Annotated in this window: 9 protein-coding genes; 5 read left to right on the forward strand and 4 right to left on the reverse strand. The window is 67.3% G+C overall.

All coding sequences use genetic code 11. The features are described from left to right. Positions 1 to 4: 4 nt before the first annotated feature. The 4 genes from flhA to AC1KAT_RS01585 are packed head-to-tail and all read right to left on the reverse strand — an operon-like array spanning position 5 to position 4,202. Positions 5 to 2,059 (reverse strand): flagellar biosynthesis protein FlhA, encoded by a 2,055-nt coding sequence (gene flhA, locus AC1KAT_RS01570; RefSeq protein WP_480322082.1) that lies wholly within the window; start codon positions 2,057 to 2,059, stop codon positions 5 to 7. Next, positions 2,056 to 3,147, reverse strand: a complete 1,092-nt coding sequence (locus AC1KAT_RS01575) for an EscU/YscU/HrcU family type III secretion system export apparatus switch protein (protein ID WP_480322084.1) — start codon at positions 3,145 to 3,147, stop codon at positions 2,056 to 2,058. Before AC1KAT_RS01575 ends, flhA begins: the two co-directional genes overlap by 4 nt. Beyond that, positions 3,147 to 3,926: a flagellar biosynthetic protein FliR gene (locus AC1KAT_RS01580; RefSeq protein ID WP_480322086.1), complete on the reverse strand. Its 780-nt coding sequence runs from the start codon at positions 3,924 to 3,926 to the stop codon at positions 3,147 to 3,149. Before AC1KAT_RS01580 ends, AC1KAT_RS01575 begins: the two co-directional genes overlap by 1 nt. A 9-nt stretch (positions 3,927 to 3,935) precedes the next feature. Next, entirely contained in the window at positions 3,936 to 4,202 is a 267-nt protein-coding gene (locus AC1KAT_RS01585) for a flagellar biosynthetic protein FliQ (RefSeq protein ID WP_480322087.1), read from the reverse strand. Between the two features lie 423 nt (positions 4,203 to 4,625). On the opposite strand from AC1KAT_RS01585, the gene AC1KAT_RS01590 reads away from it, so the two are divergent. The 5 genes from AC1KAT_RS01590 to AC1KAT_RS01610 all read left to right on the forward strand — a co-directional run bounded on the left by AC1KAT_RS01590 (position 4,626) and on the right by AC1KAT_RS01610 (position 14,937). Beyond that, positions 4,626 to 5,330: a response regulator gene (locus tag AC1KAT_RS01590; protein WP_480322089.1), complete on the forward strand. Its 705-nt coding sequence runs from the start codon at positions 4,626 to 4,628 to the stop codon at positions 5,328 to 5,330. 12 nt (positions 5,331 to 5,342) lie between these two features. Continuing rightward, positions 5,343 to 7,139, forward strand: coding sequence for a sensor histidine kinase (locus tag AC1KAT_RS01595; RefSeq protein ID WP_480322092.1), 1,797 nt, complete (start codon positions 5,343 to 5,345; stop codon positions 7,137 to 7,139). Positions 7,140 to 7,324: 185 nt separating this feature from the next. Further along, a complete protein-coding gene (locus AC1KAT_RS01600) occupies positions 7,325 to 9,460 on the forward strand; it encodes a CHAT domain-containing protein (RefSeq protein WP_480322094.1) in 2,136 nt (711 codons plus the stop codon). Then, positions 9,460 to 11,076, forward strand: a complete 1,617-nt coding sequence (locus tag AC1KAT_RS01605) for a ShlB/FhaC/HecB family hemolysin secretion/activation protein (protein WP_480322096.1) — start codon at positions 9,460 to 9,462, stop codon at positions 11,074 to 11,076. The genes AC1KAT_RS01600 and AC1KAT_RS01605 overlap by 1 nt, the downstream gene beginning before the upstream one ends. 84 nt (positions 11,077 to 11,160) lie before the next feature. Beyond that, a complete protein-coding gene (locus tag AC1KAT_RS01610; RefSeq protein ID WP_480322098.1) occupies positions 11,161 to 14,937 on the forward strand; it encodes a two-partner secretion domain-containing protein in 3,777 nt (1,258 codons plus the stop codon). Positions 14,938 to 14,970: the final 33 nt, after the last annotated feature.

Below are 14,970 nucleotides of genomic sequence, written 5' to 3' on the forward strand. Positions count from 1 at the left end.
AGGGTCAAGCGCCGACGACGGCGTAAGACTTGAGTTCAATGGTCTGCGGCACTTCGGTCATCGACAGGATGCGCAGGTGCGGCAAGACACGTTCAGAAAGCGCCCGCAGGTGACGCCGCAGGTCGGGCGAGCACAGCAGCACGGGCAGCAGGTTGCTCTTCATCATGCGTTCGGCGCTGGCCACGAGGCGTGCGATGAACAGCTCGGTGAGCTTCGGGTCCAGCACCAGCGGCTGGCCCGAATCGGCCTGGCGCAGGCTGTGCATGAACTGGCTCTCGATGCTCGGGTCGAGCGTCATCACCTGCAGCGACACGGCATCGCCCAGCAGGCTCTGGCAGATGGCGTGGCCCAGGCGGTGACGCACGCGCTCGGTGAGGTAGCCAACGTCCTTGCTGGCGCGGCCGGCGTCCGCCAGCGTTTCGAGAATGGCTTCGATGTGGCGGATGCTCACCTTCTCGCGCAACAGGTTTTGCAGCACGCGCTGGACGTCCGTCACCGACAGCACGGTCGGGATGAGCTCTTCGACCAGGGTCGGCTGCGACTGGCGCACGCGCGCCAGCAGGCGTTCGGTTTCTGAGCGCGTGAGCAGGGTCGCCGACTCGCGCCGCAGCACTTCGGTGAGATGCGTCATGAGCACTGTTTGCGCATCGACAAGCGTGTAGCGCGCAGCAATCGCGGCCTCGCGCTGGGTGGGGTCGATCCACAGCGCCGGCAAACCGTAGGTCGGGTCGCGCGTCACCTCGCCGGCAATCGCCTTCACGTCACCCGCCGGGTGAATTGCCAGCAGCTTGTCTGCGCGTGCCTCGCCGCGGCCAGCCGCGACGCCGTCGATGTGGATCTCGTAGCGGTCAGCCCCCAGGCGGGCCGAATCCTTGAAGCGCACCTTGGGCAGCACGAGACCGAACTCTTGCGCATGCTGCTTTCTGAAGCTCGAGATCCGGTCCATGAACAGACTGTCGGCCTGCGTCACCAGATCGGCCCAGCGTGCCCCGACCATGACCTCGATGGGCTCCACAGGCAGCAAGGCGTACGGGTCGTTCTTCGCATCGACCGCCTCTTGCTCGGCCGTGGCCTTGTCGCTTTCAGCGTCCGCGCCCTTGCGCTTGGACATGCGAAACACCACCCACCAGACGCTCAGGATCACAGCCATCAAGAACAGCGTGGGCAGCACCGGAATGCCGGGCACCAGCAGCAGGCCAAACAGCGCCGCCGACACCAGCAGCAAGGTCTTCGGGAATGAAGTGATCTGGCGCAGCACCTCTTGGCTGAGGTTGCCGTCAGAGGCCGAGCGCGTGACGATGATGCCGGTGCCCACCGCGATCACCAGCGCCGGCACCTGAGTGACGATGCCGTCGCCGATGGTCAGCAGCGTGTAGGTCTGCAGCGCGTCGCCCCACGACAGGCCCAGTTGCATCACGCCGATGACGATGCCACCGATGATGTTGATGAGCATGATGATGATGCCGGCGATGGCATCACCCTTCACGAACTTGCTGGCGCCGTCCATCGCGCCGTAGAAGCCGGCTTCTTTTTCGAGGTTCTTGCGGCGGCGCTGGGCTTCGGCCTGGTCGATGAAGCCCATGTTCAGGTCGGCATCGATGCTCATCTGCTGACCGGGCATGCTGTCGAGCGTGAAACGGGCGGCGACCTCGGACACCCGCTGCGCACCGTTCGTCACCACCACGTACTGCACGACGATCAAGATCAGGAACACGATGATCCCGATCACGTAGTTGCCGCCCACCACGTACGAGCCGATCGCCCCGATCACCTTGCCCGCGCTGGCCTCTGACAAGATCAGGCGCGTCGCCGCCACGTTGAGCGCCAGCCGGAAGAGCGTCGCAATGAGCAGCAGCGAGGGGAAGGTCGAGAACTCGACCGGCCGCGCCATGTAGAAGGTCAGCAGCAGGATCAAGAAAGCGAAGCTGAAGTTCGTCAGCAGCAGGAAGTCGAGCACCGCCGCCGGGATGGGCGCGAACAGGATGACCAGGATGCCCAGCACGAGCACCACCATCGCGATGTCGCTGTGCTTGCCGAGCACTTTGCGAAGTGCGTTCATGCGTGGGCTCCCGACGCCGCACCCGATTCACGTTTTTGTTTCATCGCCAGGATCCACACCATCAAACGCGCCACCTCGGCATACAGCTGAGGGGGCACGTGCTGTTCCAATTCCATGCTGAAGTAAATGGCGCGCGCCAAGGCGCGGTTCTGAACGACAGGGATGCGGTTCTTCGCCGCGATGTGCCGCATCGCAGCGGCCATGCTGCCGGCACCCTTGGCGATGAGCTGCGGTGCATCCATCTCGCCGTGCCGGTACTTCAGCGCCACGGCCAGGTGCGTCGGGTTGGTGATCAGCACATCGGCCGAACCGGTCTTGCGCATCGAGAGGCTGCGCTTGAGCATCTCGCGGCGCAGTTCGCGCAGGCGGGCCCGAATGCGCGGGTCGCCTTCGCGGTTCTTGACCTCGTCTTTCAGTTCGCGCTTGCTCATGCGCATCTTCTTGGCGAACTCGCGCCGGGTGAAGGCGAAGTCGAGCAGCGCAATGATGATCAGCGCCAGCGCCAGCTTGAGTGCGAGCGAGGCCACGTCGTCGGCCAGCAGGCGGCCCAGCGCCAGGGGAGAAAGGCTCGTCAGCTGATGGAACTGTGGCAGCAGCGACTTCAACGCGGCCACGACCACCAGCGACAGCACCACCAGCTTGATGCACGCGCGCAGCGCCTCGAACAGCGTACGCATCGACATGATCCGCTTGAAGCCGGTGGCCGGGTTGATGCGCTGCCAGTCAGGCACGAGCGGGTGACCCGTGAAAACCGGCCCGATCTGGAACAAGTTGCCGAGGATTGCGGCGATGACGATGGTGACCATCAAGGGCACCAGCAGGCCAAAGGTCTCGCGAATCGCATGCTCAACGGTCTGCCACAGGATGGCGGTGTTGCTGCCGGCATCGGCCACGCGCGCGAACAGTGCGCCATCGAAGCGGAACTGTTCGACAAGCACGTCCCAGCCCCGGGCATAGAAGTACACCACGGCAGCACAGAAGACGACAGCCGAGACCACGTCCGTGCTCTTGGAGACCTGCCCCTTCTTGCGGGCCTGCTCCAACTTGTACGGGGTGGCGTCGTCATTGCGATCCAGATCCTGTTCCATCAGCGAAACATCGCCTCCCAGGTTCTGAAGATCGACATGTTGATGCGGCCCATGACCGCCGAAAACGTCAGGAACGAAACAGCGAGCGTCGCCAGCCCCACCACGACCTTGATCGGGATCGCCAGCACAAACATGTTCATCTGCGGCAGGTTGCGGGCGAGCACACCGAGGCCCACTTCAACGAGAAACAGGCAGAAAACCACCGGGGCCGCCATCGCGAAACCCAAGGCGAACATCGACGACACCTGGTGAATCAGCGGCTCTGCGGCCTGCTGCAGTGCCCAGGGGGTGCCCGGAGGAAAGCGTTCGACGCTGATGGCCAGGCCGCGCAGCACGTGGTGGTGCGCGTCCGTCAAGAAGAAGATGACCACCGCCAGTTGGTTGAAGGCGCTGGTGAGTACGGAGACCTGCACCTGCGACACCGGATCGAAGATCTGGCCGATGCCGAAGCTGATCTGCACGTCGAGCAGGCGGCCGGCCATCGAGAAGGCCGCGAAGGCGATGTTGATGCCAAGTGCCATCGTGCCGCCCAACGTGACTTCGCTCAGCGCCGCGGCCAGCAAAGTGCCGAGCGGCAAGTCGGCCACGAAAGCCGCGGGAGGCAGGGTCGAAGCCAGCATCGCCGACAGCACGAGGCCAAAGGTCACCCGGACGGTCATCGGGATGCTCGCCGCAGCAAACGGCGACGCAACGAGCAGCAGAGCGGCAACCCGCAACGCAAGAAGCAGCGTCGCGTTCAGCCAGCCCTGAGCGGCAGAGAAAGCATCGACCCAGCCCATCGATGCCCCTCAAAACATTGACGGAATGCTCTGCCAGAGCCGCGTCGAAAAGGCGGCCAGCGTTCGCAATATCCAGGGGCCGAAAACGATCAGGCTGATCGCAGCCGTCACCAGTTTGGGCACGAAAGTCAAAGACATTTCCTGCACCTGCGTGACGACCTGCAGAACGCTGATCAACAACCCAACCAGCATGGTCAGGCCGAGAACCGGAAGGCAAACCAGCAGCCCCGTCCAGAACAACTCGGCCAACATGCGCAGCGCAAGGTCTGCGTGCATTTCCTCTCCCTCACCCTCTTGCACAATCTAGTTGATGTACTTTTTTTATTCGGACGTGCGCAAACGTCCAACTCAGCGGCGGCGAGTGTAGCCCAGGGTTCTTTGCGACATCCCTAGGTTGAAGTACCAGTCACCCCCGCCTTTGCGGAGGGATGCTGCTGTCATCACCAATTGATACAAGCGGCGCAGTTTGCTAGTTGCAAGCGCATCGATAGAGCCCTCAATCCGCTCTGATTTGAGATCGCAAGTCGGCAAATCCACTGCACTTGTTACTCAAGGTAAGTTCACCCTAGTTCTAGGGGGGTACCCCTAAAGGGCGTGGCGCAGCAGGGAGTGCCGAATAACATCTGGCGATGTTGCGGCTTCGTGCTGAGGACCGCTCAATTTGCATTGGGTGCACTGCACCATTGAGGCGTATCGATCATGAGCGAAGCCGTTCAAAGCCCCCCGGGTTTCTCCGTCGAACCCGCTGCGCCGCGGCTTGATGCTTCTGGCTCGCCGGCAACGAAGGTACTGATCGTCGATGACCATGCGCTGCTGCGCGTGGGCATCGTCACGAGCCTGAGCACCATCGAGCACGCAAACCTGCAAATGCTCGAAGCGAGCAACCTGCACGATGCGATGCAGATCTACCGCGACGAGCCAGGCATTGCGCTCGTGCTGCTGGACTTGAACATGCCCGACTGCAAGGGGCTGCAGGGGCTCAAGCAGTTCGCTGAAACTTTTCCGCAAGCGCGTGTGGCCGTCATCAGCGGCACGCAGGACGAGTTCGTGATCGGACACGTGCGCGCACTCGGCGCGGTGGGTTACGTGACCAAAGGACAAGACCCGCGCGCCATGTGCGACATCGTGCTCGGGCTGCTGGGCATCGCACCGCGCGGTGACCTGGGGGGCAATGGCCACGCGGGGCGCTCGCCGCGCTTTCCAAGTTCGTCGCGATACGACCGGGTGGCCGAACTGGGGCCACGACACCTCGAAATTCTCGAACTGGTGCTGTCGGGCTGCTCGAACCAAGAAATCAGCACAGCCACCGGCCTGTCGCTGGGCACCATCAAGAACTACGTCTCGACGATCTTGCTGGCGCTGGACGTGAAGTCGCGCTCGCACCTGATCAGCCTGTTCCGGTAGTTCACACGCAAGGTGAATTACCAGATCTCGTCGGACGCCGAACCGACCGCACCCGACTCAAGCCACGACCACGCCACGCAAGACCGCCGCCACGAGCGCGTGCTCGCGTGCCAGGTCGAGCGGCTGTTCGAGCACGCGCGCGAAGAGGTTGCCGCAAGCGCCGTGGTGGCCCTGGTGCTTTGGGTCGCCTACCTGGCAGGCAGCGGCAACGCCCAGGCCCTCATCTGGGCGTTGGTCATTCATGCGGTGCAAGGCGTGCAATTCGCCGTGGCCTGGCGCTTTCATCGCGCGGGCCGCGGCGCCCTGGCGCATGCGCGCGCGTGGCTGTGGCGCTACCTGGGCTCGCTCGCCATGTCGGCGTTGGCGTGGGGAAGCGCCGCTTTCGTGGTGCTGCCCACGGCCGAGTTGCCGGCGGCCGCCAGTCTCGTGATGGTGTTGCTGGCACTCGCGGGCGCGGGGGCCTATGCGGTGGCGTCGGTTCGGGTGGCGATCTGCCTGTGGCTCTTGCCGGTGCTGGCGCCCCTGATCGGCTGGATGGCCGCGCAACCGGGCCCGCTGCACCTGGCCACCGCCGCGCTCGGTTTTGCGTTCTTGATGATGTCGTGGTTCTTCGCCGACCGGCAGCACCAGTTGTTGATGACAGCGTTGCACGCACGGCTCGACAACGATTCGCTCGTGCATGCGCTGCGCCAGCAGGTGGTGCTGGTCGAACAGGCCAACCGCGAGAAGAGCCGCTTCCTGGCATCAGCCAGCCACGACCTGCGCCAGCCGATGCATGCGCTCGGCCTGTTCGCCTCGGCGCTCGAAAAGCAGTTGAAGGGCTCACCCCAGCAGCCGGTGGTGACCAACATGCTGCGCGCCATCGACGCACTGGAGCAGTCATTCAACGCGATGCTCGACATCTCGAAGCTCGACGCAGGCGTGATCGAACCGAACATGCAGTCGTTCCCGATCCGCGACCTCTTCCGCGTTCTGCACATGCATTGCGCCGGACAGGCCGAAGAACGGGGCCTGAGCCTGCGCTTCAAACCAGGCGGCAAGATCGTCACGAGCGACCCGCAACTGCTCGAGCGGGTGCTCGGCAACCTGGTGCACAACGCCATCCGCTACACGCAGGAAGGCGGCATCGTGGTCGTGGTTCGCCACCGGCAGGGCCGCGTGGCCATCGAGGTGTGGGACACGGGCATCGGCATTGCGACCGACGAATTGCCGAAGGTCTTCGATGAGTTCTACCAGGTCAGCAACCCGGGGCGTGACCGCTCGCGCGGGCTGGGCATGGGGCTGGCGATCGTCAAGCGGCTGGTGCTGCTAATGGGCCACTCGCTCGAAGTCCAGTCGCGGCCGGGCAAGGGAACGGTGTTTCGCATCTTGCTCAAACCCACCGAGATGGCCGAGATGGAGACCATGGTGCTCGGTGCCGACACCGTGCCCTCGCCGATCGAAGACGACCGCACCGTGCTGGTCATCGACGACGAAGAAAGCATCCGCGCGGGCATGACCGAACTGCTCAAGAGCTGGGGCTACAAGCCGCTCTCGGCCGGGACCATCGCCGAAGCCTGCGCCGAGGTGCGGCGTCACGCCGGTGTCATCGACCTGGTGGTGTCGGACCTGCGACTGGCCAACAAGGAGGACGGCATCGACGCCGTGGAGAAGGTGCGCAAGGCCTACGGCGCGCCGCTGCCCGCCCTGCTGATGACCGGCGACACCTCGCCCGACGAAGTCAAGCGCGTGCACGAAAGCGGGCACCAGGTGCTGTTCAAGCCGGTGCGTTCGCGCGATTTGCACGCGGCGCTGCGCAGCATTCCCTGAGCAGGCCTCCCCCAATTTAGGGAGCCCACCGAGCGCCCCCGGCGCCGAGTCACCTTGGTCACTTGTGAGGCGTTCGGGCCGCCTCCTACGATGGCCCGTTGGTCGGCCGGCAGGCGTCTTGCTGTGCCGAGCACACCCGGGTTGAAGCGCAAAAGGACATGGCAGTGGCATCGAAGCAAGATGGGATGAAACCGACGGGACCGCGCCGCGCGAGCTGGCGCTTCGCGCTCGTCGTGGCGGCGGTCTGTGCGGGCGCAGCACCGAACTCCTGGGCGCAGGCCCAGGAAGGATTGGCCCCGATCAGCACCGTGACACAGAACGCGCTGGCCCGGCAACGCGACGCCGAAAGCCTGCTCACGCTCAGCGCCGAGGGCCGCGCCCTGTACGAGCGCGACGTGATCAAGCTCGACGGCTACGGCTACTGCGGCCGCGCCGTCTCGCTGGCCGAGCAGGGTGAATTCCGCCAGAGCATCCGCGCCGCGAGTAAGGCCCTGCACCTGGCCAACGAAAACGACAGCGACGACCTCAAGGCCCTGGCGCAACGCGACTTGGCCATCGCCTACAACTACGCCGGTCTGCTGCCCGAAGCCGAGCGCTACGCCCGCGGAGCACTGGCTTTCAAGCCCAACGACCCGCAACAGGCCCACGCACCAGCGCACAAGATCCTCGGCGACGTGGCGGCGCGGCGCGGCGCGTTCAACGATGCGGTCGCGTCGTACAACCGGGCGATCGACCTCGCCAGCGAACGCTTCAAGCCGCTGATCCGCGTGTCGCTTGCCAACGCGCACACCAGCGCGGGCCGGCCGCGCGACGCGCTGGCGCAGCTCGACTCACTGCCCCCGGCGCAGGCCGGCAAGCTCGGGGCCTTCTTCACGCGCAGCCGGGCGAATGCCTTGCTGGCCTCGGGTCAACCCGAGGCGGCGCAACTGCACTTCCGCCGCGTGGCCGATGACACGGCCGCCGCCGACGCCACCTACCAGCGACTGTGGGCCTTCGAAGGCATCGGCCGCGTCGAGATCAGCCGGGGCAACCGCAGCGCCGCGCTGGCGGCCTATCTCGAAACAGTGAAGCTCGCCGACAGCCTGCGCGGCAAGTTCCAGAGCGACGAGTTCAAGACCGGCTTGTTCGGCGACGTGCAGCAGGTGTTCGACACCGCGCTGGCGCTGAGCCTGGACAACCGCGACTTTGAAGCCGCATGGACGCTGTCGGAAGCCGCGCGCTCGCGCCAGCTCTTCGACTCGATCCGCGACCGCGCCACCGACAGCCTCGCGCAGCAGCGCGTGTCGCTCGCCGACCTGCGCAAGCTGCTCGGCGCGGGCGATGGCGTGCTGCAGTTCCATGTGCTGCAAGACCGCAGCATCGTCTGGCTCATCACCCGCGCCGGCCTGTCAGCCACCGTGCTGCCGCTCGGCCAGGAGGCCCTGGTGACCCAGGTCGAGGCCTATCGCAAGAGCGTGATCGAGCGCCGCCGCGACGCCACCTCGCTGGCGCAGGCCCTGCACAAGACGCTGCTGTCGGGCCTGGACCCGAGCACCCTGCAGAACCTCTTCATCGTGCCGCACGGGCCGCTGCACTACCTGCCCTTCCAGGCGCTGCACGATGGCAACGGCTTCCTGATCGAACGGCACGCCTTGACGGTGTGGCCCTCCTCGGCCGTCGGTGCGCGCCTGCTCAGCCGTGGCAACACGCCGGCGTCGTCGCTGCTGGGTTTTGGCAACCCGGCGACCGACCGCAACGTGCCGCTGCCCGGCGCCGAGCGCGAGGTGCAGCAGGTGGCGCGCCTCTTCGGCAAGAGCCAGATCTACCTGCAGCACGAGGCCACGCGCCAGCGCTTCACCGCCGACGCCAACCGCGCCAGCGTGCTGCACGTGGCGGCCCACGCCGAGGTGGACGAGGTGGACCCGCTGTTCTCGCGCATTCTTTTCGCGTCATCGAACACCGACACCGGCCTGCTCGAAGCGCGCGACATCTACGGGCTCGACATGGCCGGCGTGCGTCTGGTCACGCTGTCGGCCTGCGAAAGCGGCCTGGGCAAGGTGGCCAAGGGCGACGAGATCATGGGTTTCACGCGCTCGTTCCTGTCGGCCGGCGCGAACAGCATCGTCGCCTCGCTGTGGCCGGTCGCCGACGACTCCACGGACGTGCTGATGAACAAGATGTACCGCGAGCTGGCCAACGGCCGCGACCTGATGCAAAGCATGCAACTGGCGCAGCTGGAGGTTCAGAAGAACCGCCGCTTCGCACACCCCTTCTTCTGGGCACCGTTCAATGTGATCGGCAACGGCCGCCTGCTCGTTTCGGCTCAAGAGGTGGCACGGTGATGGCCCGCAGCAAATCAACCCTTCGCGCGGTCGCACTCGCCGCCGCCCTGCCCTCGGCACTGGCCGGCCTGAACGCCCACGCCCAATCCCAGACGCCCACGCCCGCGGCCACACCGCCCGCTGCACGGCCGGCCGCGGCCGCAGCGCCGGCCACGCGCTTCCAGCTCGGCGAGGTGCGCTTCACCGGCGCCTCGGCGGTGCCCGTCGATGCGCTGCAAGCCGCGGTCAGGCCCTACGTCGGCCGCGAGGTCGGTGGCAGCGACCTGCCGCTGGTCATTGCCGAGGTGCGCCGCGTGTACGAGGAGCGCGGCCTCGGCCTCGTGGCCATCGGCTACCCCAACCAGGGGCTGCAAGGCGGCGTGCTGCAGGTCACCATCGTCGAGCCGAAGGTCGCACGCGTCAGCGTGACCAGCCCGGCCCAGCCGCCCATCAGCCAGGAGCGCGCCGAACGCGTGCTGGCGCACCAGGGCCTGCAGGCCGGTGCACCGCTCGACCTGCTGCAACTCGACCGCGCGATGTTCACCTTCAACGATTGGCCGGGCGTGGTCGCCAAGACCACGCTGGTACCCGGCGGCGACGAAGGCAGCTACAGCGTCGAGGTGGCCACCGAACGCGGTCGCGCGTGGGAAGCCAGCGTCGATGCCGACAACCACGGCTCGAAGTCGGCCGGCCGCTACCGCTTCGGCACGCTGCTGCGCTGGAACAACCCGCTCTCGGTGGGCGACAACCTCGACCTGCGCGTGGTCGTCTCCAGCGGCGCGGCCACCACGGTGGGCCGCCTCGGCTACGAGTTGCCGGTGGGCGCGACGCCGCTGCGATTCGGCGCGGGCTACTCACGGGTGGGCTACGAACTCGAAGGCGCGTTCTCGGGTGCGCTGGGCTCGGCCGACGTGATCGACGTGTCTCTCTCGTACCCGCTGATCCGCTCGCGCGAGCGCAACCTCATCGGGCGCCTGGCGATCGAAGACAAGAGCCTGAGCGACGAGTTCGTGACCACGACGGACAAGCACATCCGCGGGGTGGTGGGTTCGCTGTCGCTCGAATCGCGCGATCGCTTGTGGGGCGGTGGCTACCTGGGCGGCGCGGCCAGCGTGCAGTTCGGCAAGCTGACAGACAAGACCACCACGCCCGGCGCCTCGAACGCCGACGTGACCGCGCTGGGCAGCTTCCGCAAGTATTCGCTGCAGGTCACACGCCTGCAGGCGGTCAACCGCACGTGGTCGGTGTTTGCCGGTCTGGCGGGCCAGTGGGCCAGCAAGAACCTCGACAGCGCCGAGAAGTTCACCCTTGGCGGGGCCAAGGGCGTGCGCGCCTACCCGGCCACCGAGGCAGCGGCCGACGAAGGCCTGATCCTCAACACCGAGTTGCGCTGGTGGCTGGGCCCTGAGTGGAGCACCTACGCGTTCTACGACGCGGGCCATGCCAAGCTGCAGAAGCAGCACACCCAAGCCGGTGACAACACCCGCTCGCTGCACGGCTATGGCCTGGGCCTGCAGTACACGAACCCGAACCTCTTCACGCTCAAGGCGACGCTCGGGGTGCGCGGCAGCGAGGTGGTGCTGTCTGAAGAAGACAGCCGCACCCGCCTGCTGGTGCAGGTGCAGCGCTCGTTCTGAGCCCCTGTCCCTCACCGAACGCTCTGCCCTGACGCCCGGCCCGACCGACACCGATTGAACGACGCCCTTTCGAGGAGCCTCACGATGAACCCGCGATCCACCCCCCGCCGCGCCGCTGCGCGCCACCCTGAACTGCGCCTGCTGCCCACCGCGCTGGCGAGCCTGATCCTGCTGCAAGGCGGCGCCGCCTGGGCCCAGCCCGCGCCCACGCAACTGCCTGTGCTGCGGCCGGGCAGCACGCCCATCAATGCGCAGGTCGGCGCGGTCACAGGCGGGGCCAACCCCTCGCTGGCCATCACGCAGACGCCGAGCGCCAGCAACCGTGCGCTGGTCGAGTGGCAGAGCTTCAGCATCGGCCGCAACGCCACGGTCAACATCGCCCAGCCCAACGCGCAAAGCGTGCTGGTCAACCGCGTGACGGGCGGCGTTGGCGGCCCGAGCGCGAGCGAGATCTACGGCGCGATGAACGCCAACGGCCGCGTGTTTCTCATCAACCCGGCCGGCGTGATCTTCGGCCCGGGCGCGCAGGTGAACGTGGGCGCGCTGGTGGCCAGCTCGCTCGACCTGACCGACGCGATGACCGGCGACAACTACCGCGGCGTGATCGAAGGTGGCGCGCTGGGCCTGCAGTTCAACGGCACCGCCGGTGCAGGCGTGCAGGTGGCTGAGACGGCCACCATCCGCGCGGCCGACGGCGGCTCGGTGGTGCTGGTGGGCCATGGCGTGCAGCAGCATGGGGCCATCGAGGCAGCTCGCGGCCGCGTCACGCTGGCGGCCGTGAACAGCGCCGAGGTGCTGCCCCTGGGCACCAGCGGCTTCGTCGATCTGGTCGTGCGCAACCCCGGCGACGGCGGCCGCGTGGTGCACAACGGCAGCACCGATGTGTCCTCGCGCACCGGCACGGGCGGCAGCATCGAATTGCAAGGCCGCGCCATCGAGGTGGCCGCCACCGCATCGGGCGCGCCCTCGCTCGACGCCGACGGGGCCCAAGGCGGCGGGCGCATCCTCATCGGCGGCGACAGCACCCGCGAGGTCATGGTGCGCACTGGCGCCACCCTCAGCGCCGACGCCACCGAGCAAGGCCACGGCGGCGAGGTGACGCTGAAGGCGATGTTCCAGCAGCCGGGCACCGTGGCGCGCACCGACTTTGGCGTGACCGAGATGTACGGCCACATCCGCGCACGCGGGGGTGTCAACGGCGGCAACGGCGGCCAGGTCGAGACCTCGGGCACGGCGCTCAACACGCGGCTCGATTCGGCGAGCGGCGGCATCGTCGCGCGCGGCCGGGTCGATGCCCAGGCGCGCCACAACAGCGGCGTCAACGGCACCTGGACGCTCGACCCCTACAACGTGACCATCTCCAGCCGCGCCGCCAACGCCGTCGATGGCTTCAACCCCACGGGTGGCGGCGCCAACATCAACGCCGCCGACATCAACGCCGCGCTGAACGCGGGCACCAACGTCGTGGTGACCACGGGCACCGACGCGGTGGGCACCGAGTCCGGCACGATCACGGTGGACTCGGGCACGACCATCAGCCGCACCGGCGGCACCGGCACCGCCTCGCTGACGCTGCAGGCGCACGCCGACATCTACATGTTCGACACGACGATCCAGGGCAGCGCCAGCACGCCGCTCAACGTCAACCTCTACAGCAATGTCGATGGCGTCGGGGGCGGCTCGGTGCAGCTCTTCGACACCACCATCACCACCGGCGGTGGCCGCGTCGATATCGGCGGCGGCAACCGCCAGGGCACCGGCCGCGCGAGCGGCATCGGGCAAAGCGACGGCGTGCTGCTGCGTGACACGCTCATTGACACCACTGGCGCCGGCGGCGTGCGCGGCAACATCTCGGTGCGAGGCGAAGCCGTCGGCGGCAGCAGCTGGGCCGGCGTGGCCGCGGCCAGCGCCACCCTCATTGGCGACAACATCACGCTCGACGGCATCGGCACCGAGTCCTACGGCGTCAGCTTCAGCCTCAGCACTTACGGCGGACCGGTCGACCTCGACACCGACAGCGGCCTGATCGACGTGCGCGGCGTGTCGCTCGGGCAAAACGTGCCCGGCTACGGCGGCCCCATCGTCGGCGTCGAAATGAACAGCGTGAACTTCAACCTGCACAGCGGCGGCTCGCTGCGCGTGGCCGGTCGCGCCACCGACAGCGGCGCCAACAGCAACTCGGCCGGCGTGCGCTACCGCAACACCAACGTCGTGGCGGCCACCGACAGCACAGGCACCGTGACACTGGCCGGTGAACTCGCAGGCAGCGCCGGCCTCGGCGGCCTGGCCTTCTTCAACACCGAATCGGGGCGTCTGACCATCCATGCGGGCCTCGACGGCAACGGCGCCGACATCGCCACCAGCGCCAACGTGGTGTTCGGCGGCAGCGCCAGCGCGGTGGACGCGCTCGACCTCGGCGTCGGTTTCGGCACGCGCGTGGTCACCACCGGCATGGCGAACATTCGCCCGCTCGGCGTGGACACCAGCGGCGCCATCGTCGAGCAACCTGGCACGGCCATCGACATCGGCCTGCGCAACGGCGGTTTCTACATCGACCCGACCTGGGTGCAACAGCCGACCGCCACCGGCGACGGCATCGGCGCCGACCGCGGCGTGGTGATCGGCTCCAGCGCCCACAACGGCCGCATCACCCTGCACGACGGCGTGCTCATCAACCACGCCAACGTTTCGCTCGTGCTGCAAAACCAGGGCAGCAGCTCGCAGGGCCTCGTGCTGGGCGAAGGCAACACGCTGCGCAACCTCGCGCTGCGCACCACCGGCGACGTGAGCCAGATGGGTGAAAGCCAGTCGGCCGGCATCACGGTCACCGGTCGCCTGGTGATCGAAGGTGGCCCGAACAGCGACATCGACCTGACCCGCGCCGACAACAGCATCGCGGCCCTCTCGTTCGACCCGCCGGCCACGCTTGACTTCGTCACGTCGGGCGCACTCGATATAGGCGCCGGCACCGCCGCTGGCTACACCCCGGGCACCGGCTTCGCGCCGCTGACCATCACCACCAACACCGGTGGCACGACCGCGCTCATCCAGGCCGGGGGGCCGGTGACGGTCAGCGCCCCGGTCACGATGAGCGGCACCAACGGCAGCATCGACATCGTGGCGCCCACCACCTCGACGATCACGCTCGCGGCGGGCATCAGCGTCACCGGCGCTTCGGGGGGCTACGCCAAGCTCTGGGCCGGCGACATCACCCAGAGCGGCGCCGCCACGCCCTTCACCAACCTCTATGGCTGCGATTTCGCCCTTGGCTCGAGCACCTGCAGTCTCTCGGGCATCACCGTGCCGACGGTCGGCAACTTCCGGCTGCGGCCCAACGTGCCCACCGTGGCCGTCACCGCCAACGTGAGCAGCCCGGCCGGCAGCCTGCCCGCCCTCACCCTCGCCACCAGCGGCGTCACGGTCTCCGGCCTGGTCAATGGCGACACCGCAGGCGCCAGCCTCTCGGGCAGCCTGGCGACCACCGCCACGGCCAGTAGCCCGGCCGGCACCTACGCCATCACACAGGGCACGCTGGTGTCCCCCACTGGTTACGCGATCAGCTTCACCCCGGGCACGCTGACCCTGACAGGTGCGCTGACCCCACCACCGCCGTCGTCGCCCGTCACACGCAACTTCATCGACCCCACGGGCTCGGGCTTCCTCAAAGACCTGCAGACCGACGTGTACGGACGCAATCTCGCCAGCCCGTTCATCTGCACGGCCGCCTCGCTCATTCAGAACGGCGTGGCCGTCGAAACCCGCGCCGACCCGCTGGCCTCTGAATGGGGCAAGGTGCGCAGCCAGCCGCAGCTCTCGGGCTGCCTGGACGTGACCAGCGGCGGCCAGTGCGCGGCGTTCTGAGCGTGTCGTCAACGGCTTTCGACGCGTTTTCGA

This window comes from Piscinibacter sp. PDB5-1, assembly GCF_056676035.1.